Source organism: Microcoleus sp. PH2017_35_SFW_U_B (assembly GCF_020737865.1).
In the GTDB taxonomy this organism is placed as follows: domain Bacteria; phylum Cyanobacteriota; class Cyanobacteriia; order Cyanobacteriales; family Microcoleaceae; genus Microcoleus.
In genome coordinates this window covers 1-20669 of record NZ_JAEQDE010000077.1, presented here as the reverse complement: position 1 = coordinate 20669, position 20669 = coordinate 1, and the positions used below count along the sequence as shown (strand labels likewise).

The window sequence follows — 20669 nt, the reverse complement described above, 5'->3', positions numbered from 1 at the left end:
GTGGATCTGACTTTTGAGGAGGGCGAAGCATGACCGCAGATAAGTTATTAGTTATAATCTCATATTGAATGCGGTCATGCTTCGCCCCTACACATATATTTGCCAAACATGAGATGCACCCCACAAACCTCAACTATTAATCTCAAATATAGCGGTTCTCCCAAAGATGAGGTATTCACCAATTCATTAACAATTACAAAATCCCCCAATCCCCCAATCCCCCAATCCCCCCAATCTAAAATCGAACAATCCCCCAATCCAAAATCTAAAATCTAAAATCTAAAATCGAACAATCCCTCAATCCAAAATCTAAAATCTAAAATCTAAAATCGAACAATCCCTCAATCCAAAATCTAAAATCTAAAATCTAAAATCGAACAATCCCCCAATCTCCCAATTCTCCAATCCAAAATCTAAAATCGAACAATCCTCCAATTCTCCAATCCAAAATCCAAAATCTAAAATCTAAAATCGAACAATCCCCCAATCCAAAATCTAAAATCTAAAATCTAAAATCTAAAATCGAATGACTCACCACCTTCTCAAAGCTAACTGCAAAACCGTACACTTAGGTGGTTTCTCTCCCAAGCTAGAACCTGCTTTAACTGTCGATTCGGGCGATCGCATCGATATCGAAACCTATTCAGGATATTATGTTGCTGACAAGGCCCCGCCGGAATTTTTGACGCCGGAATTTTTAGATATCTGTCAGAATTTACCTGACAACCGCAAAGTCGGCCCGGGCCCGCACTTGCTAACAGGCCCGATTTATGTTAATGAGGCTGAACCCGGAGACGTTTTAGAAATTCACATCGAGGAAGTTTACCCAAGTTTACCAGTAGGATTCAATGCAATTCGCGCTGGTTGGGGAGTTTTACCTGAATATTTTCCTGACCCTAAATTGCGGTTTATTCCCCTAGATTTAGAACAAAAGATTGCGGAATTTCCGGCAAATAGCGGCGTCCAGATTCCGCTGCATCCATTCTTCGGAATTATCGGTGTTGCAGATTTTGAAATCAACCGTTCTTCTATTCCTCCACAACGCTACGGCGGCAATATGGACAATCAGGAATTGCAAGCAGGAACGCGGTTATTTTTACCTATTGCGGTGCGTGGCGGTTTGCTGTCAATCGGCGACGGACATTCGGCACAGGGAGATGGCGAAGTTAATGGTACGGCGATTGAAACTTCGATGAATGGGACTATTCAAATCATCTTGCGTAAGGATTTATTTTATATATTTCCGTTTGCGGAAACTCCTACTCATATTGTAGTTATGGGTTTTGGTCAAACATTAGATGATGCATTTGATATGGCGGTAAAACAGACTGTTAATTGGCTACAAAAATATGCAGGTTTTCAAGAAGAAGATGCCTATGTTTTCTGTTCCCTCGCCGCCAATTTTCGGATTACTCAGGCTGTCAATAATCCCCGCAAAGGAGTTCACGCAATGGTGCCTAAATCGATTTTGCCCAATGTGCAAATTATCGATCGCTAGCCGTGATGTGGTATGATAACAGCCGATCGCCAAAACAACCTCGATCGCGATCGCACAAATTACACATTTTTATCACTGCGGTTCGTCGATCGCGATCGCACCAGCGTTCAAAATTTAGCTTAAGATTAGGATAGGTTGCAAATTCTATCTAAATGGGTTCCATGAAAAACCAGACTGACGATTCTGCAAAACAAGATTTAGTCGATCGGGCTTTTGGAAGTCCAGCCATCCCAGATCCGACAGCGTGGGTGGATGAACATTATTTTCTGGCTAATTTTGCCAATACTCTCGCCCACCTCCAAGAAAATTTATCTGATGAGAGTTGCGAAATCGCCGAGAGTGCTGAGTCTGGCGAGGCGAGATTGTCGCTCGATGCTAAAATTAGAGATATATTGAAAGCTAATTTTAGCGATGACTGTTGGCAGTATGTCGAAAGTTTGTTGTGAGTTCGGTAATATTAATAAATATTTGTAGGTTGATAAATTTTGAGTGTCAATTAAGCTGTTGCAGATTTAAATTGTCTATTTCAACCGATGATTGAAAATCATTAAATTGTCTCCCGTCTTCGCTTCGGACATTCCTTGATAAATTGTAACTTTTTATACTTTAGGTTGGTCGAAAATTAGGGTTGATAGGAATTGCGATCGATCGCAAAAACTCAGCACTTTCTTCGGGTAAAGCAGTATTGATAAACATTCCGCTACCAAGCTCAAACCCAGCCTGCTTGGTCACTCTGGGAATAATGGCGATATACCAGTGGAAGTATTTTGTTGCCTGTTCCGCCGTCGGCACGGAACGAATACTATAGTTGTAATCGGGATTGTTCAATCCGTAATAAAGCTGAGCGAGTACAGTTTTCAAAGTATCAGCCAGATCCGTAATTTCCGCATCAGTAATATCATCAAAGGAAGACGAATGTCGGCGCGGAAAAATCCAGATATGAAACGGTGAAAGTGCAGCGTAAGGAATAAAAGCCACGAAATATTTGCTCTCAAAAATTACTCTTTCACCTGCCGCCAATTCATCTTCCAAAGTCCTGCAAAACAGACATTCTCCCGTATCATCAAAATAGCGAACTGCTGCATCAATGCGGCTGCGAAATTGGCTGGGGACAACGGGCGTCGCTGCTATCTGCGAGTGAGGGTGTTCGAGAGAAGTTCCGGCACTTTCCCCGTGATTTTTGAAGATCACAATTGTTTCAACGTGGGGATATTTTCTAATTTCTAAATAGCGGTGACGGTATACTAAAAGTATGTCCGTTACTTCTTCAACGGTCAACAAAGCAGTCGTCAAATCGTGTCGCGGGTGTTCGACAATTACTTCGTGAAAGCCGATTCCCGACATCATGCGGTGAATTCCCGATGATATCCTGATCCGTTCTGCTGTCGGCGACAGGGCGGGATATTTGTTGCCAATTGCGCGGACTTTCCAGCCGGTGCGATCGCCCAAACGGCAAGTTTCTAATGTGCCATCTTCTTCGTTACCCACGCAAAACGGGCAATCGGGGCGGTGTGAGGGTAGGAATGCGGGTATTTTTTTTGTGTTGGCGAATTGGTCAGGTCTTTTTGCGCGATCGGTGGCGATGATTACCCAATCTCTGGTAATTAGATTTTGTCTAAGTTCAGACATTTTCTTACCTTTTGTTGCAGGGTTGAGCCGTTTCTTATGGTAAGATAAGAGTTTGCCTGATGTCACGGTAAAATCTAAATTTTTAACAAATCTTGACTTGAATATGTCTGTAAATTTGCCTGTATCCGAACGTCAAATTCAGAAGAAATTCAAACACGCTGCCGATTTTGGTGTTTCAGGCAATTACAATTTGCAGACAGCAGCAGCATTTGCGGCAGCTATTCAAACTCATGTCCAGAAACAGGGAGTGCAGGAGATTGAGGGTACTTATCGCAGGCAACCTGTAAAGCACTACTTTGACCCTGCGACTAATTTAAATGTTATAGTGGACGCAGGAGACAATTTTATTAGCGGCTGGAAACTGAATTCTGCCCAAATTGCTGAATTAAGTGCGACTGGAGATATTGGAGGTGGATAAATATGGATAAGTACATCAAGTTATTAGAAGAGTTTGCAGGCAGTAAAATCAGCGCTGATGAGTTTGAACAGCGGTTTCTACAATTGTTTAAGAGTGACAATAACCTCCAGCCGGGGAGAGAATTTAAGATTTTAGACAAGTTGTTTTCCGATGTTGATGCTTATTGCAGCGACCCGGATTTGATTGAAGACCCTCGATTTGATATTGGTGAGGTTCAATTGCGAGTATCGGCCCAGGAAACGCTGGATCAGTTGCTAAACTTAACAACAGTTTTAACAATTGAAAAATAAGAATCAAAACCATCCCCGTGCATCAGTAGTTAAAATTTCTCACCCAGCCATTCCCTCCCCCTCGCCAACAACTCATCCAAAGTTTCCACTGGCCAAAACCGCACCTTTCCATCCTGGGAACCTGTTATTAAAAACTTCCCATCCCGACTAAAACAAATACTATTAATCGGACTTTTCAACTCCACAAAATCAGCCTCACCTTTGAGTAAATTCCCTTTATATCCGCTAAAATCCGCCAGTAAATTACCTTGCAAATCCCACAATTTAGCTGTGCCGTCTTGTGATGCAGTGGCGATCGTATCTCCATTCGGGCTAAAACAGACACTTGTTACGAGGTTTTGATGTCCGGTGAATGTTACTAAGCAGTTACCTTGCAAGTCCCACAATTTGGCAGTTTTGTCAGATGAGGCAGTGGCGATCGTATCTCCTGTAGGGCTAAAACTGATACTTGTTACCGATTCATCATGTCCAGCAAAAGTGACCAAGCAGTTGCCTTCCAATTCCCACAATTTCGCGGTTTTATCAGATGAGGCAGTAGCGAGCGCATCTCCATTCGGGCTAAAACTGATACTTGTTACCCAGTGATTATGTCCGGTGAATGTTACCAAACATTTGCCCTGCAAATCCCACAATTTGGCGGTTTTGTCAGGTGAGGCAGTAGCGAGCGCATCTCCATTCGGGCTAAAACTGATACTCCATACCGATTCATTATGTCCGATGAATGTTACCAAGCAGTTGCCTTGTAAATCCCAGAACTTGGCGGTTTTGTCATCTGATGCAGTAGCGAGCGCATCTCCATCCGGGCTAAAACTAACACTTCTTACCGGGTAATTGTGTCCTGTGAATGTTACCAAGCAGTTGCCCTGTAAGTCCCACAATTTGGCCGTACCCTCAATTGAGGCAGTAGCGATCGCATCTCCTGTGGGGCTAAAATTGACACTATTTACCGATTCATTATCTCTGGTGAATGTTGCTAAGCAGTTGCCCTGTAAATCCCAGAACTTTGCGGTTTTGTCATCTGATGCAGTAGCGAGCGCATCTCCTGTGGGGCTAAAACTGACACTATTTACCGATTCATTATGTCCGGTGAAAGTCACTAAGCAGTTGCCCTGCAAGTCCCACAATTTGGCGGTGTGGTCATCTGAGGCAGTAGCGAGCGCATCTCCATTCGGGCTAAAAATGACACTTGTTACTGAGTCATAATGTCCGGTGAAAGTCACTAAGCAGTTGCCCTCCAAGTCCCACAATTTAGCAGTGCCATCAATCGAGGCAGTAGCCAGCGCATTTCGATTCGGGCTAAAACTGACACTTGTTACCGAGTAATCATGTTCGGTGAAAGTCACTAAGCAATTGCCCTGCAAGTCCCACAATTTGGCGGTTGTATCATCTGAGGCAGTAGCGATCGCATCTCCTGTGGGGCTAAAACTGATACTTGTTACCGATGTATTATGTCCGGTGAAAGTTTTCAAGCAGTTGCCCTGCAAGTCCCACAATTTGGCGGTTTTATCATCTGAGGCAGTAGCAATCGCATCTCCTGTCGGGCTAAAACTGACACTTGTTACCCAGTCAAAATATCGGGTGAAAGTTTTCAAGCACTTGCCCTGCAAGTCCCACAATTTGGCGGTGCCGTCAGATGAGGCAGTAGCAATCGCATCTCCTGTGGGGCTAAAACTGATACTTGTTACTGATGTATTATGCCCGGTCAATGTCACCAAGCAGTTGCCCTGCAAGTCCCACAATTTGGCGGTGCGGTCATCTGAGGCAGTAGCGATCGCATTTCCTGCCGGGCTAAAACTGACACTATTTATCCTACTTATCCTGCCATTATGTCTAAGCAACTCACGCCGTTCACGGATTCTAGCAAGAATCATCTGCAAAGCTAACAGAGGACTGGTAACAGGATATTCTGAAAGCGGGGGATTATCAGGTATCCACTTTTTTAAGTCTTTTCCTGCTTTGATAGCTGCCTGCAAAGCTTCTATTTGCTTTCTCTCCGACTGAAAAAGAGTTAACGCCATGCCTCCAGTTTCTTCAATGTTAATAATTTCTCTAACTTGCCTCCGAACTTCTTTTAGAAATTTATTAGATGTCCTTAATTCTTGGCGTTCATCATCTCGACTGTCATCTAAAAAATCATTATCCTCGTCGCTCAACCGTTTTCCTTTTTTCCACTGCAACGCATCATCCAACGCTTGACCGTGCAGCAGTCGAGAAGTATCTTGACGATTTGAGGCGATCCAAGCAGCGAAGTTTTCCTGGTAGGGGCGGAGTTTTGCTAATTCTTGCTGTACCCAATCGAGGTTAAAAATTGCGGCGTATATGGGGTTATAAACTTGTAGATATCCGTTGCGTTTGACGACTAATCCTGAGAGTTGTAACCTTCTTTGATCGAGACTATTATCAGCACAGATTTTCCGATCCGCGTCCGTCAGTATTTGCTGATAAATACCCAGCAGTAGCGCCGTGCGGTCTTGATAGTCAAGCAGCAATCGACGCCTAATAGTCTTAAAATGTTCTTGTTCGTCATTCGCTTCCCAATTGTCAATGACATACTTTTTCACTAAATCTTCCACATCAGAAGTCCGACTGGCAGATTTATAGACCATCAGTTGGCACAGCTTTTGCATCAAAAAAGGTTGCCCGTTTGTCCACTGAAAAACCTCAGCTAATATCTCCTCCGATATCTCCTGCGATCGCTCTCCCATTAAGCCAGGAATTAAAGCAGGTCGAGCTTCCTCCAAAGTAAACCCTGTTAAATCAATAGCCTTGCCAATATTAAAAGGTGTTCGGTCTTTATCGCGAATCAAATCTGCTGGCGTCGCAACTCCCAAAAGACAAAAGGTAAGGCGCTTATATTCATAATTAATCGCTCTTTTGTTATAGCAAGCCCGAATCAATAGAAAAAAATCATCCTTCCAGCTCAGATTTAAAATCGAATCAATTTCATCAATAAAAATAACAATATTTTGCGAAATCTCTGTCAATAAAACATCTTCAATAAACTGACTCAATCGCTGAGAAGGCGACAGCAATTGTCGCTGCTGCCACCAACTGTCACTATCCACCTTTCTTGAGAGTGCGCCACCCCGAACCAACTCAGAAATAATCCCAAAATACCAGTAGTCTGAAGTTTCGCTACCGATATCTGTTAAATCTATAGCAATACATTTAAAGCCTGCTTTTTCGCGCAAGCGTTTCATCGTTTGTACTTGCAAGCTAGACTTACCCATTTGTCTGGAGTTCAACACATAACAAAATTCTCCTGCTATCAAACTTGCATAAAGTTCACTGTCTGCAAGACGCTTAACATAGGTAGGATGTTCGTACTCTAAAGAACCACCAACTTGATATTGATAAACCGTCATAATCTGGTTTTACTCCCGACTCTAATCTCGAAACTTTTCGGCAAAATAATCCCGATATAACCGACAGCTAGAAGTGATACCATGCTGATGCCGCTTGACTAAACCCGTACTCAGTAACTTGAATTCTAGCACCTGTTCTAATTTTACCGAACTGTCTGCAAGTACAACTTGTTTAAGAGCGAGTTTGAGCTCAGAATATTTTTGCAAATCCGTCCAGTGACGATACAAGTGCTCGCCGTAAATTCCCACGTCTGTAGCTGCATTGTGCAAAACTTCTGCTAAAGATAGATTGGAATCATGCAAATGATACAGTGCCTTGCGTACTAGATAAGGATAACCACCAACTATTGCCATCAATGCTATCACTTCATCAGTTCCCCAGGATAATTGATGGCGGCGGGCTAAATCTAGAATATTTGGCTGGTTAAATTCGGTCAACTCTACTGAAAAACCGACATTAAAGGGTGATTGATTATGAGGCAATTCCACGTAAACATTTGTAGAATGAAGCAGCACCATTCGCAAGTTTTTCCAAATGTCAGTTTTCTTAGTTTCTTCAAACCAGCTTCGTAACATCTTCAGAAATTCTTGGGCAGTTTTCTCATGATAAAAAATACAGTCGATTTCTTCTAAAGCCAAGACCAAAGGACAATTTATAGCTTCTAAAACTTCAGCTTGAAAGTATTTTTTGCAGTTTACGAGAATGCCTCCGCGCGCCTGCAAATCGATATTACATTCTAGTTTTAGCTTTTCGCTGATATTGAAGCAAAACCATTCAAAAAATTTATTTGTGTTGTTCAATACGTCTTCTTCAGCATCTCTAAAATCTAAACGTACTAACCGATACTCATTTATTTGTGCATTTTTTATGATGCGATTTAATAGAGAAGTTTTTCCCATTAATTTGGGAGCTTTAATGCGAATCATTGACCCCGGTCTTAAAATCTGCTGATAACAGTCAGCTTCCATTCTGGAACGCTCTATATAAAACTCAGAATTTAATGGCACTATCTCTTCTGGAACTTCTAATATTTTTCGAGGTTCAGGGCTTCTTTCCCCAAATTCCTTTAATAACTTTTCACAAACTAATTCCCGTTTATATTTAACAAATAATTTAATCAAATCATCGCGTTGCGTATAACCCTGTTCATTTTTGATATTAAATAACTGGCAAATCGTTGAAATATGACGACTAACACAGTTTTTCGTTACTTTTGGGGAAAGAGAGTTAGCGATTTGTTGATCTGACTTATTTTGCAAGAACTCTTTTAGCACTGGACGCTGTTTTCGTTGAAGCTTGTCTGTATAGATAGCCTCAAACTCCTGTTTTGTCATATTATCCATTACCCCTCAGCCTCAAACCTGCCTAATTTCTCTTAAATTAGCATAAATCAGAGCTTTAGCGTAGTTGTCCTGTCAATTCCTGGTGAGTTTTCACAATTTTATAAGTCAAACATGATTTGTGAGTTTTTTTTCATAAACTCTTTCACAAATGATTCAAGCCCAATTCACAATCTCTCCAAATTTTTACCTGACAACTAATTTGGGAGTCTAAATTAACGATCGCCCGCGAACACAGAAAAGCCAGATATTCTAAAGTTACGCATCAAAACCAAAGAAACCGGGTTTTTCGCAGTTGATGCGCTGTAACGAAATATTCCCGCAAAAACCCGGTTTCTGGCCACCCGTGCATAAGTCCCATGAAACTTAAAACCATGAAACTAGAAAAACATAATCCGGACAAGACTAAATTAGCTAAAAAGGTAAAGCAAGTGAAAAAATCTGACAATTCAAACATCAAGTGGTTGATCCAGGAAGTTGTAGTACCGATCGCGATCGCCGTAATTCCTGCCCTAATTCCCTTAGCAACACCGTCGATCGCCCCTCCCAATACCCAACAACCGGCAATTCCTGCGATCGATCGCACAATTCCACCGTCAAAATGATGTTTTCTGCGATCGCCCCTAATGCAAGAAACCGGGTTTCTGCGATAATTTACGCATCCTCACGAGATTTTGCAAAGAAACCCGGTTTCTGACTCCGCGCGCGATCGCCCTTTTTACGCCAACTGCACATTCTGCAATACTTGGATAAAAATCATATGAATCGAAAAAAATACCTGGTTCTCAATTTTGCTATTGTGTTTATTATCTCCATTTTGTTAATTCGCGATCGGTCTTTTAATGAACTTTTGCAGGTCGTAATTAATCAAGAAGATCGAGCATCTATTACCATTCCAGGCTATGTGCTAGAGTGTTCCGATACAGGTTCATTACGTTGTGAGATTAACATCGATCGCCTACCGTTAGTAGTTAAAGCTACATCATATGATGACTGTCAGGCAACATACGGCAAACAAATTGTTCCTTGCTGGCGCACTATAGCCTCAGCAAACGATTTAATTGCAATTAAAGGCTTACAGTTAAGTCAGGAAGAACAAAACGCAATAAAAAATAAAGTATGGGTTCGATCGATCGCCAGTCCTCGAATCCTAGGTGATGGAATAGCGAATGGAATTCTACTGCAAATACTGCTTTTCATGTTATCGATTTCTAGTAGTATTAATGTGTTTAAATGTTTATATGGTAAATTCAGGCAGCTCAAGCCAGATTTGCATAAATCGATTATTTTTTTAGGTTCATCGATAGGAGGAATCGGCTGCTTTTTGTTTTTATTAGTGTATTTTTTTGCATTGTTAATGACCTATGGATATATTGGATAAGTCCGCCCCTTTTCGATTGTAGGGTCAGGGTGTGTTGAGCGATCGGCTAATCCAGTCAACCATATTATATGGTGCAAGAAGAGTCAGATCGCCCTTTTTAAGCCAACTGCAACTGCACATTCTGCAACTTGCAAATCGCTTTCAACACTTGCGCTAACAAGAGCGATCGCTCCCTGTCAATCAAATTCAATTCCGGTAAAATCTGATAAGTACAAGGATTCCCCCGCGTCACCCTCACAAACCGATAACTTTCCCCATTCGTAGTCAATCCCCAAACAGACGATTGCTGCTGCAAACTCTTATAAGTATAAGTCAGCAATTGTGGCAAACCGGCCAAAGGGGCGATCGCACTATTTTTCGCCTCCACTACCAAAATCCAAAACGGTGTCGCCCCTATCTCCGCATCCGGCTGATTTACTGCTAAAATATCCAACCGGCCTTTAATTAAAGTATCCTTATCTTCAACTTCAATGGGTATGCTATCCTCCATTGTCAGTACGATCGGAATATCAAAAAATCCTGTTAATCTCATCAAAGGTGAAAGCACTAAAAACTTAACGAGTTCTTCTGAAACTTTTCCGGCGGATAGGTATCGTCGAAAGTCATTTCTAAGTTTCAATAGTTCCTGCTGTTCTGATTCTGTCAGCGGTTCCAGAGAGAAAAAATCAGTGAAGCCTTCTCCTTCTAACTCTTCGAGTTTGAGAAGGTGGCGAACGTCATTTAACGAAAGTTGGCTTGCTTCTAAATTTTGAGTCATGGCTTTTGTGCGATCGCTGATCCATTCAACTATATTATAAAAGCATTTTCATAGAAATAGCAAAACTCCGCAAATTCAAAGCATAAAAAAATGCCCGGATCAAAACTGATGCCCATTCAGTATCTCTTTGATGAAAATTAGGTAATTGGTAATCGGTAATCGATCCCGATTTTTACACAAGTATTCAAAGTCTTAAGGAAAATAAACATACTTTTACCCCAACTTATGCACAAAATAGCTAAAAAGAGTAAGTTAACTAAAAACTAACAGCGATGTCACAAGATACGATCGAATCAATCCTCCAAGAAAAACGCCTGTTTCAGCCGCCTGCTGAATTCTCCCAAAAAGCTCACATCAAAAGCCTAGAAGAATACCGCGCCCTCTACGAAAAAGCGAAAGCCGACCCCCAAGCATTCTGGGCCGAACTCGCTACCCAAGAATTAGACTGGTTTCAAAACTGGGATACCGTGCTCGACTGGCAGCCACCCTTTGCTAAATGGTTTGTCAATGGCAAAATTAACATTTCTTACAATTGTCTCGATCGCCATTTAACCACCTGGCGCAAAAACAAAGCCGCCCTGATTTGGGAAGGCGAACCGGGCGACTCCCGCACCCTGACTTACGCCCAACTCCACCGCGAAGTCTGTCAAATGGCTAACGTCATCAAAGAATTGGGAGTCCAAAAGGGCGATCGCGTCGGCATTTATATGCCCATGATTCCCGAAGCTGCGATCGCCATGTTAGCCTGTGCCAGAATCGGTGCAGTACACAGCGTAGTTTTTGGCGGATTTAGTGCTGAAGCTTTGCGCGATCGCCTCAACGACGGCCAAGCAAAACTCGTGATCACCGCAGACGGCGGCTTCCGCAAAGACGCAGCAGTCGGCCTCAAAGTACAAGTAGACAAAGCCCTCGCCAACAACGCTGCACCCAGCGTTACCAACGTTCTCGTCGTCCAGCGTACCAAACAAGAAGTGCAAATGGAACCAGGGCGCGATCGCTGGTGGCACGAATTGCAAAAAAACGCCTCCGCAGATTGTCCCGCCGAACCGATGGATAGCGAAGATATGCTATTCATTCTCTACACTTCAGGAAGTACCGGCAAACCGAAAGGAGTCGTCCACACCACAGGCGGCTACAACCTTTACACCCACATGACAACCAAGTGGATATTCGACCTCCAAGACACCGATATCTACTGGTGCACCGCCGACGTAGGCTGGATTACAGGCCACAGTTACATAGTCTACGGCCCCCTTTCCAACGGTGCAACAACTGTCATGTACGAAGGTGCTCCGCGCGCATCGAATCCCGGTTGTTTTTGGGATGTAATCGAAAAATACGGCGTCACTGTTTTCTACACCGCACCAACAGCAATTCGCACCTTTATGAAGATGGGCGAAGAGTTGCCGAATGCCAGAGATTTATCATCTTTACGATTGTTAGGAACTGTCGGCGAACCGATCAATCCTGAAGCTTGGATGTGGTATCAGCGCGTAATTGGCAACTCGAATTGTCCGATAGTCGATACTTGGTGGCAAACAGAAACCGGGGGAATTATGATTACTTCATTGCCAGGTGCAATCCCCACAAAACCAGGTTCTGCAACCCTTCCGTTCCCCGGAATTGTGGCTGATATTGTTGACCAAGATGGCGAACCAGTAACTAATGAAAGTGGCGGTTATTTAGTTGTAAAACATCCTTGGCCGGGAATGATGCGTACACTTTACAACGATCCAGACCGTTTCCGCCGCACTTATTGGGAATATTTGCACCCAAAAGATGGCCAATTCGTGTACTTTGCGGGGGACGGCGCGCACAAAGATAAAGACGGTTATTTCTGGGTAATGGGCCGCGTTGACGACGTGATTAATGTCGCCGGACACCGACTCGGTACGATGGAAGTTGAATCGGCTTTGGTGTCTCATCCAGCGGTGGCGGAAGCTGCGGTTGTGGGGAAACCGGATGAGATTAAGGGTGAGGAAATTGTGGCGTTTGTGACGTTGCAAAATACTCAGCAGCCTAGTGATGAATTGATTAAGGAATTGAAGCAGCACGTTGTGAAGGAAATTGGGGCGATCGCCCGTCCCGGCGAAATTCGCTTTACCGATGCTTTGCCGAAAACTCGCAGCGGAAAGATTATGCGGCGTTTGTTGCGTTCTTTGGCTGCTGGTTTGGAGGTGACAGGGGATACTTCTACTTTGGAAGATCGGACGGTGTTGGATAAGTTGCGGGCTGATTCCTAGGGGTATTTTTGCAACCGCAGATGTAGGCTGATTAACGCAGATGAACGCAGATAAGATTACATCTGCGTTCATCTGCGGTTTAATTGTTAATTCCGTTATTTACCTCGCCACAAATGAACGGCATCGCTGTTAATTTGCGACCTTACTTGCAGCCAATCTTCTAGCAAGTAGTCATCATCGACTGCTTCTGAATGCTGTTCGTCTTTGAGAATTGCTAAGACGTGAACTCCAGACGGATAGTTGACATGACGGATTTCTGGGTCATATCCTAAGTCTTGAATTTTTGCTAAAATGCGATCGACTGCACCAGCAACAGTTAAATCGACGGCCAGAATAATTTGACCGAGTTTAGCACCAGGTTTTACACACTCCAAAACAGCCATTATTCTTTCTCCTTGTAGTTGCAACGGTACACTTGAGGGCGATTTTCGACTTTTCGGGGTTGAGTTACAGATTCTAATTCAACCCGGTAGCGATCGGCTCGTTTTTGGCACTCCTGTTTCGCTTGGTTGGGGTTATCCGCTAAAATCGGCTCATCCCAACGTTCTGGTTCTTTTTCTGGATCTTGAATCATAATTAAATTGCTCCTTTGTTGGACGTTCAACTTCGGGGAAGTCGTCTTGGCATGGTGCGGTAACATTGTGCCAAGGCGCATTTCTCTGCTATGATTGTACTGCATTTTTCAGTATAATTGCAGTATGAGTAAAAACGTTAAAGTTCTAACCATCCGACTCCCTGAAGTAGAAATGCTTCGGCTAGAAGCTTATTGCGCGAACAGCGGTAGAACAAAAACCGATGTGATTCGCGAACAGATTAGGAATTTAAAAGTTGAAGATAACTCGCTTTACCCCGATTGATCGCCTTGGTTGATTTACGCGCGATCGCCCGTCCCGGCGAAATTCGATTTACCGATGCTTTGCCGAAAACTCGCAGCGGAAAGATTATGCGGCGTTTGTTGCGTTCTTTGGCCGCTGGAGAAGAGGTTTCTGGGGATACTTCGACCTTGGAAGATCGGACAGTTTTGGATAAGTTGCGGGCTGATTCTTAGGGGTATTTTGTAACCGCAGATGAACGCAGATGAACACAAATGAACGCAGATGTGTTTTGATCTGCGTTCATCTGCCTTTATCTGCGGCTGTATATAATTTTAGATCGACCGCCAGCATAATTTGACCAGTTTTTACACCGGGTTTTACATACTCTAGAACAGCCATTACTCTTTCTCCTGGTAGTTGCAACGGTACATTTATTGCATTCAGCAGCAAACTCATGTACAATTAACCCAATATGTGAATCAAATCTCAAGTTTAACAGGGTGCGAAATATGGCAACTAGAATTCCGAACCTGCAAATAACTCAAGTAGTTGATGGCGATACTGTCAAAGTTGCTCTCAACGGCAAAACCGAGTCTCTGCGGCTGATTTGCGTCGATACAGAAGAAAGTTACTCTAACACTTCAAAGCCTGTAACTGCCGCAGGGAAAGCAGCTTCGGAAATGGCTAAACAATACTTCGCTACAGCAAATGGTGGGCTTGCTAAAATTGACATTGAATTTGATACAGACGATCCGGTTGAAATTGCTCTAGAAAAACACCGTGACAACTACGGGCGCCTCTTATGTTACGTACATAAAGATGGAGAAAATTACAATCTAAAACTGATTAAAGAAGGCTGGAGTCCCTACTTTATGAAATACGGGCGATCGAGATTGTATCACCGACAAATGACCGAGGCAGAATCGGCAGCCAAAGCTTACAATCTGATGATTTGGGATCCGATTACCAATGCCAAGATTCCCTCTCGCAACTATGCTAATTTGCTGCCTTGGTGGTCGATGCGAGGCTCGATTGTTGAAGAGTTTCGATTGTCGGAAGCAAGGGACGGAGCACTTTCTGTGAGATTGCACTACCCAAAAATTTTAGCAGCTTCCGAGAAAGCTAAATCTATTACTATTTTCTGCGACTTGCAGGCAGGAATTAATAAATGGATCGGCGGCAATGCCCTGATTTATGCAGGTTCAGTTTATCATAAATTAGATTTGTGGATACCCGATGCCGAAACTTATGAAATGGCTCCTTTGAAGCGGTTGATTGAAAAGCGTTATGCAGGTCAAGGACGCGGTTACGTGTATATCAGCGGCAAGGTTGAACAGTACAAAAGCAAGCCTCAAATAATTTTGAAGAATATCAAACAGTTTTCTGACTTTCCCCCAGAAAGTTGAATTAAAAATGAAGTTAATTAAGCAAATAGAGAGCAATCCTCAGAAAGCATCGCCCTCTCTTCGGCCACGATCTTCTCTTTTTCCGATATCTGCGGTATTTATTGCTGCATTGAAGGAGTATTAAAAAATCGACATCCCAAGGGATTGCTGCGTACAGTTCGATTTTCCGGAGCCGCCGCCGTCGCACTAGGTTGAACGGTTACGGTATTAGTCTCTGAAACCACAAAAGATTTAGAAGTGCTAATAGTTTTTGAGCGATCGCCAGTAGAAGTGTTAGCACCATTCTGCTGGTTAGTGGTTGTTATATTCTTATCTCCCGTTAAATTTATATTTGATTCAACAGCCGTTTGTGCTTGACAAGGACAGGCTGTCAGAGCCGAAATTGCTGCCAAGCCCAGAGCCAAAAAATAGCCATTTGATTTAATCATGTTTTTTTAAATCCTAACTTCAGGAACTATCGAAGATATGTTAAGATATTAATTGAATTTAAAAATAATTCCTAGAGTGTTTGTGCGGATCTTTTTTTTACAAGTAATTCAGTATTTTTATCTACAAAATAAAGATTGAATGACGATATTAGTCCCAAAAATGTGAAGTTTTAGTAAAGCTCATGTGTTTGTACTTAGAAAAAAGATTAAGACATCTTCCTCGGCGTTTTAATCCGCGTCAGAAAGCGAAAACTGATTGAGGTTCAAAACTTGTATTTGTTGCAATAATTCGGGATTCCCGCAAAAAAGTTTAAGTCCTGGCGCGAGCTGACTGATAACTAATATTAATTATTTTAAAATAACCGTTATAAGTTTATAGTGAGGACTTTAGTCGTCTGACTTTTATGAGGACTGAAGTCCCCACTACAAACAAAATCAAAAAGAGAACGAAGTTCTCAAGACACCCACCGTAATCGGATCGCTATTGCGAGTGTGATCTGGTTGAAAAATCACCATTACTCCTGGAGTAACGCTGATATTATCGCTCACCTGCCAGCGGTAGAACATCTCTACATGAGTAGTCGTTCCCGGTTGGCCGCCTTTGCCCCCTAAACCCGTATCTAAAAAATCGGGAATATTGTTGCCTGTCGGTAAATTACTGCTAACAATTTTAGGAGGTTGCCCGATATAAATCCCCCCCAAATTTCCAGTGCCAAATAAATCTGGAAAATTCACAAACACCATATAATTTGTAGTTGCCACACTCCCAGATTTACCCGGAATCCGAGAATTAGTATAACCAGCCCAACCTCCCAAGGAAATACGCGAAGAAACCCGCCAATTTACAGTTGCTCCCACAGCATTCGTTTGGAGGGATGCTGATTTGCTGGTACTGGGATTAACAGCAGTTAATTGACTGTCTCCCGCCAAACCAAGCAAATTGCCGTTAGGCGAATAGTCGTTGACATAATAAACAGTAATATCTAGTGGATCGGCGAGAGTGAGAGTTAATTGCAATCCCAGTGTATTGTGTCCGCTAGGCCCGTTAGAACTGACAAAAAAGCCGGGAACCGTAGTAGAATAAACAGCTTGCAAACTCGCTCTTTTGGCAAATTGCCAGTCAATTCCCGCGCCGCCTTGACCGAGACCGATGTTCAAAATAGGGTTTCTTTGAGCGAAGGTTGAAATCGGGCCAGAAGCGGCGCTTTCAGCTCGATTCGGTCCTCGGAAACCGCTAATCATGTTAACTCCTGCTGTCCCTCCAATTACTGCTAATTTATCGCCTACCAGAAAGCGATAGTTAAGATCGCTGAGGGTAAGGGCAGAATTTTCGCCAAAATCGTAAGCAAGGTTTACGTCTTCGGTTAATTGCGGTGATGTCTTTCCTCTCTGATTTAAAAGACCGATGAATAAGTTACTGCGGGGAGTGAATTGAGCCGTTAAATATAACTGACTTAAAGCGATAGTGTTGATATTTGTGCCGGGGTCTTTCGTATCTCTTTTGCCATCTCTAGGAGCGCGATCGGCACGGTTGGGACTGCGACCTTGTATTCCCACAATTGTCAATCCTGATAGCTTGACTGTCGGCGAAAATTGATTGGCTTCTACTTCTGTTATTCGCGCTTCTAATAAGTCGGTGCGCCCTCGCAGTACGGCGATATCGGCTGCAAATTCTTCTTGCAGTTTTTGAATTTTTACCAAGTCTTCTTGCTTGACTCTGTTTTCATTGCCTGTGTCAATTAATTCTCTAATTTTATCTAAACAAGCATTGACTCCGGCTGCAAATTCATAGCGGGTTAAAGCGCGGTTGCCACGAAAGGTACTGTCGGGATATCCAGCTATACAACCGTATCTCTCTACTAAGGATTGCAGTGCTTGAAATGCCCAATCAGTGGGTTTTACATCGCTGAGTTGAGAGACAGATGTAACTTGTTCTGTGCTTTCCTCTGAGATTGGTTCACTCTGGTTTTCAATAGTTGTTGGAGATTCAAGTAAACTGGCATCGGCTGGGAGATTTTGATTGGCTGATTGAGGATTTTCGACTAATATTTTCTGGAGTGAGTCAACTGCAATTTCGGTAGGGGCTGGTTCAGCAAGAGTTGCAGGAGTAGGGGAAGACTGGGGTAAGCTGGGTGTGGATGGTGGGATAGACCGATCGACAAATTGCTGATTTTCCGGTAAGATTGTCTCCGGTGCCTCAACTGCAATTACGGAAATTGCAGTTGGGGTGCGTTGAGCCTGGTTTTCAATCACAGCGGGAGATTCGGGTAAACTTGGTTGTGCTAATGCTGGAAGGCTAAATAGTCCTTGCAATCCCCATCCGAGGATTAAGCCTGTGAGAATTTGTCGGTTTGGGCGATCGTCTTTTTGATTGAGATTTTGCATTTTCAGTTGTTATACTTGGTGCTTGTTGATTGAAGATATGTGAAAACGAGACGACCCGATCAAAAATGACGCTATGAAATTAAAGATATTAGTAGTGAACTGCGCCGGAGAAACCTGAAAATCTCTGCCGAAGTGTAGTTAATGTAGCTAACATTAAATACCTGCTACTTGTCGCCAAAAATAACTCACAATCTCGTCATATTTGGGTGTTTTAGCATTCCTAATTAGATCGATCACATTGGCATTAATCTGATTGATTTGATGGAAAATTACGATATAGTCATCAATATGCTGTTAATGTGATAACTGATACCAGTTTAAAAAATAATGTAACAGTCGTCAAGCTCCAAACCAGATAAAATAAGTTATTTCCAACTTTTGCATCTAAAATCACCTGACTTTTTGTGGCAACTGAATCGCCAGTGTGTTGATAGTTGTTTTACTATTGCGCAGGGATAGATACCCCGCCAGCCCACATCAGCAAATATTTGCAACACAAACGGAACAATCAAGACTGCTCTCGGGGATAGGGTACTGAATTTTAGCGCCTCGGATTTTTCTCTAACTAAGTATTCTTACGGTTGACAAAGCAAATTAATTATGTTTTTTTTATAACGCTAAATCACTTCATACTATAATGGTATTATCAAAAATCTGTAGCTGCCCATAGCTGCGGCATCCATCCAAACTCCAGAGATTTAAAAGCTATGTGCCAATTACTGGGAATGAACTGCAATGTTCCAACAGATATTTGCTTCTCTTTTGAAGGTTTTTCTGCAAGAGGTGGTCGAACAGACATTCATCAAGACGGTTGGGGAATTGCTTTTTTTGAAGGCTTGGGATGTCGCCTGTTTATAGACTCAAAACCTGCGGTTGCTTCTCCGCTTGCTGAAGTAGTGCGTCGCTATCCCATTCACTCAACTAACGTCATTGCTCATATTCGTAAAGCTACTCAAGGGGAAATTGCTCTAGAAAACTGTCACCCTTTTATTCGGGAACTTTGGGGGCGGTATTGGGTATTTGCCCACAATGGAAATCTGGAAAACTTTAATCCTGAAAGTGCCGGGATTTACAAACCAGTCGGCAAGACTGATAGCGAAAAAGCTTTTTGTTTAATATTAGAAAAGCTGCGAGAAAGTTTTCCTCACAATAAACCTACTGTGACGGAAATTTACGTGGTTCTCAACGAAATTACTAAAAATCTTGCCGTTCAAGGAATTTTCAACTATTTACTTTCTGATGGAGAACACTTGTTTGCACACTGTTCTACTAATCTGCATTATATTGTGCGACAAGCACCTTTTGCCAGCGCGCACTCGATCGATGAAGATGTAACTGTGGATTTCCGGGAATTGACCAAAGAGGACGATCGCGTCGCGGTGATTGCCACTTTCCCGCTCACTGATAACGAAGTCTGGACGCAAATAGAACCGGGAAAATTGCTGGTATTTCAGGATGGTTTGCCTGTTATTTGAAAGCCGAATTAAAAAAAGATTAATGAAATTAAACCTTGTTGCATATTAGCTTTCCAAGTGTATACTTTGACTTTATATGGTTCCAAAATTATTAATTCATATTCAACTAATGCTCTTTGAGGACTCTAGGAAAATCGATTTTATTTCAGACAGCAATTCGCTGAGATAGTATAGCCTGTTGATTTTTATATGAATTCTCACACAGCACCAAAGTTACATTAAGCTGTTCGACATTCAAACTGCACTATTTGTAGCTCAGACCCCATGCTGTAAGAGGTTCAAGCAATAAATTTAAATGACTAACAGCTTAAACATCTGTAACGAGGAAGGTTATGTAGGGCTTGCTGAATAAGCCTAAAAGCCTTACCTGAAAAGACTTTGACTCGCGATCGGCGCGGATAAAGTGTAAGACTATGAGCTAAAATTAGTCAAAAGCCATGCACAGCATCACTTTCGTTCATGTACCGAAAACTTGACTAGGGCCCCAAAAGCACCGTCCAACTTTGACCTTAACGATCGCGTGACAATTATCAGAGAATAATCGTTGGGTAATCATGGCAAAAATAATTCCGTGGTCAGAATTTGAAGTAGAATATGCCAAAAATTTCACCTGCTCAACGGGAGCCCCTGCCAAATCGTTTCGTATCGCCTTAGGGGCATTAATAATCAAAGAAAGATTAGGAACTAGCGATGCCGAAACAGTAGAACAAATAAAAGAAAACCCATACCTACAATACTTCCTAGGTCTGAGTGGCTATAGTAATGAAGCACCATTCGACTCATCCATGCTCGTTTATTTTCGGCAAAGAATAGGTGTCAATCTAGTCAATAAAATCAACGAAAAAATGGTCAAAGAGCAGACCGAAGTGCCAGGAGAGCTGGTTGAAAAAAAGTCATCAGAAATAAGTGAATCCAAAAATCAAGGAAAATTAATATTAGATGCAACCTGCGCGCCAGCCGACCTTAAATATCCGACCGACTTAGGACTATTAAATCAAGCAAGAGAGAATACTGAAAAAATCATAGATGCTCTACACAATCAAATTAAGTCACCTGTAAAAAAACCGAGGACATATCGAAACAGAGCCAGGAAAGAATACCTAGCCATAGCAAAATAACGAAAACCACGACGATAATCCAATACGGTTTACTTAAGGGTTGGGAGGCTTGAAAATATTAAAAATAGGAGGATTAGTTTTTATTCCAGTACCTCTGTGCTTGACTTTTTTGGATTTAAA

19 protein-coding genes and 1 pseudogene are annotated in these 20669 nt (G+C 42.5%); 12 read left to right on the top strand and 8 right to left on the bottom strand.

Translation table 11 applies throughout. The features are described from left to right. The first annotated feature begins 526 nt into the window (after positions 1 to 526). On the top strand, positions 527 to 1498 hold the full coding sequence (locus JGK36_RS21465; protein ID WP_293197971.1) for an acetamidase/formamidase family protein: 972 nt from the start codon (positions 527 to 529) through the stop codon (positions 1496 to 1498). A 161-nt stretch (positions 1499 to 1659) separates the two neighbouring features. Then, entirely contained in the window at positions 1660 to 1944 is a 285-nt protein-coding gene (locus JGK36_RS21460) for a hypothetical protein (protein WP_293184022.1), read from the top strand. Between the two features lie 160 nt (positions 1945 to 2104). Here JGK36_RS21460 and galT read toward each other — a convergent pair whose 3' ends face one another. After that, positions 2105 to 3127 (bottom strand): galactose-1-phosphate uridylyltransferase, encoded by a 1023-nt coding sequence (galT, locus tag JGK36_RS21455; RefSeq protein ID WP_293192512.1) that lies wholly within the window; start codon positions 3125 to 3127, stop codon positions 2105 to 2107. A gap of 103 nt (positions 3128 to 3230) precedes the next feature. Here galT and JGK36_RS21450 point away from each other — a divergent pair, with 103 nt between their 5' ends. Both JGK36_RS21450 and JGK36_RS21445 read left to right on the top strand, forming a co-directional pair. Continuing rightward, positions 3231 to 3545: a colicin D domain-containing protein gene (locus JGK36_RS21450; protein ID WP_293197974.1), complete on the top strand. Its 315-nt coding sequence runs from the start codon at positions 3231 to 3233 to the stop codon at positions 3543 to 3545. A 2-nt stretch (positions 3546 to 3547) separates the two neighbouring features. Next, the gene (locus tag JGK36_RS21445) at positions 3548 to 3835 is read left to right on the top strand and encodes a colicin immunity domain-containing protein (protein ID WP_293197977.1); all 288 of its coding nucleotides are present in this window, start codon (positions 3548 to 3550) and stop codon (positions 3833 to 3835) included. 29 nt (positions 3836 to 3864) lie between these two features. Here the strand turns inward: JGK36_RS21445 and JGK36_RS21440 are convergent, their stop codons facing one another. Further along, positions 3865 to 7200: an AAA-like domain-containing protein gene (locus JGK36_RS21440; RefSeq protein ID WP_293197979.1), complete on the bottom strand. Its 3336-nt coding sequence runs from the start codon at positions 7198 to 7200 to the stop codon at positions 3865 to 3867. Between the two features lie 21 nt (positions 7201 to 7221). Next, positions 7222 to 8544: an AAA-like domain-containing protein gene (locus JGK36_RS21435; RefSeq protein WP_293197981.1), complete on the bottom strand. Its 1323-nt coding sequence runs from the start codon at positions 8542 to 8544 to the stop codon at positions 7222 to 7224. A gap of 371 nt (positions 8545 to 8915) precedes the next feature. Between JGK36_RS21435 and JGK36_RS21430 the strand changes: the two genes are divergently transcribed. Further along, the gene (locus tag JGK36_RS21430; RefSeq protein ID WP_293197984.1) at positions 8916 to 9146 is read left to right on the top strand and encodes a hypothetical protein; all 231 of its coding nucleotides are present in this window, start codon (positions 8916 to 8918) and stop codon (positions 9144 to 9146) included. Between the two features lie 155 nt (positions 9147 to 9301). Next, complete coding sequence (locus JGK36_RS21425) at positions 9302 to 9922, top strand: hypothetical protein (RefSeq protein WP_293197986.1); 621 nt, start codon at positions 9302 to 9304, stop codon at positions 9920 to 9922. 97 nt (positions 9923 to 10019) lie between these two features. Here JGK36_RS21425 and JGK36_RS21420 read toward each other — a convergent pair whose 3' ends face one another. Next, a complete protein-coding gene (locus JGK36_RS21420; RefSeq protein WP_293197989.1) occupies positions 10020 to 10679 on the bottom strand; it encodes a restriction endonuclease subunit R in 660 nt (219 codons plus the stop codon). 272 nt (positions 10680 to 10951) lie between these two features. On the opposite strand from JGK36_RS21420, the gene acs reads away from it, so the two are divergent. Then, positions 10952 to 12922 (top strand): acetate--CoA ligase, encoded by a 1971-nt coding sequence (gene acs, locus JGK36_RS21415; RefSeq protein WP_293197992.1) that lies wholly within the window; start codon positions 10952 to 10954, stop codon positions 12920 to 12922. 95 nt (positions 12923 to 13017) lie between these two features. On the opposite strand, the gene JGK36_RS21410 is transcribed toward acs, so the two are convergent. Further along, positions 13018 to 13305 carry a hypothetical protein gene (locus JGK36_RS21410; RefSeq protein ID WP_293192510.1) on the bottom strand — a complete coding sequence of 96 codons (288 nt, stop codon included), beginning with the start codon at positions 13303 to 13305 and terminating at the stop codon, positions 13018 to 13020. Further along, positions 13305 to 13496 carry a hypothetical protein gene (locus tag JGK36_RS21405; protein ID WP_293197994.1) on the bottom strand — a complete coding sequence of 64 codons (192 nt, stop codon included), beginning with the start codon at positions 13494 to 13496 and terminating at the stop codon, positions 13305 to 13307. Before JGK36_RS21405 ends, JGK36_RS21410 begins: the two co-directional genes overlap by 1 nt. Positions 13497 to 13620: 124 nt before the next feature. Here JGK36_RS21405 and JGK36_RS21400 point away from each other — a divergent pair, with 124 nt between their 5' ends. The 3 genes from JGK36_RS21400 (at position 13621) to JGK36_RS21390 (ending at position 15143) form a co-directional block, all read left to right on the top strand. Further along, positions 13621 to 13779, top strand: coding sequence for a hypothetical protein (locus tag JGK36_RS21400; protein WP_293183987.1), 159 nt, complete (start codon positions 13621 to 13623; stop codon positions 13777 to 13779). 5 nt (positions 13780 to 13784) lie between these two features. Next, positions 13785 to 13970 carry a hypothetical protein gene (locus tag JGK36_RS21395; RefSeq protein ID WP_293183985.1) on the top strand — a complete coding sequence of 62 codons (186 nt, stop codon included), beginning with the start codon at positions 13785 to 13787 and terminating at the stop codon, positions 13968 to 13970. A 276-nt stretch (positions 13971 to 14246) separates the two neighbouring features. Further along, positions 14247 to 15143 carry a thermonuclease family protein gene (locus tag JGK36_RS21390; RefSeq protein ID WP_293183982.1) on the top strand — a complete coding sequence of 299 codons (897 nt, stop codon included), beginning with the start codon at positions 14247 to 14249 and terminating at the stop codon, positions 15141 to 15143. A 98-nt stretch (positions 15144 to 15241) separates the two neighbouring features. Here JGK36_RS21390 and JGK36_RS21385 read toward each other — a convergent pair whose 3' ends face one another. Both JGK36_RS21385 and JGK36_RS21380 read right to left on the bottom strand, forming a co-directional pair. Next, positions 15242 to 15571 (bottom strand): hypothetical protein, encoded by a 330-nt coding sequence (locus tag JGK36_RS21385; RefSeq protein WP_293197997.1) that lies wholly within the window; start codon positions 15569 to 15571, stop codon positions 15242 to 15244. 435 nt (positions 15572 to 16006) lie between these two features. Beyond that, positions 16007 to 17956, bottom strand: a complete 1950-nt coding sequence (locus JGK36_RS21380) for an iron uptake porin (RefSeq protein WP_293198000.1) — start codon at positions 17954 to 17956, stop codon at positions 16007 to 16009. 707 nt (positions 17957 to 18663) lie between these two features. Here JGK36_RS21380 and JGK36_RS21375 point away from each other — a divergent pair. Together JGK36_RS21375 and JGK36_RS21370 are read left to right on the top strand one after the other, a co-directional pair. Further along, positions 18664 to 19431: a class II glutamine amidotransferase gene (locus JGK36_RS21375; RefSeq protein ID WP_293183975.1), complete on the top strand. Its 768-nt coding sequence runs from the start codon at positions 18664 to 18666 to the stop codon at positions 19429 to 19431. Positions 19432 to 19955: 524 nt separating this feature from the next. Beyond that, a pseudogene (locus tag JGK36_RS21370) lies at positions 19956 to 20546 on the top strand (transposase); the annotation flags it as partial. Between the last annotated feature and the right edge of the window lie 123 nt (positions 20547 to 20669).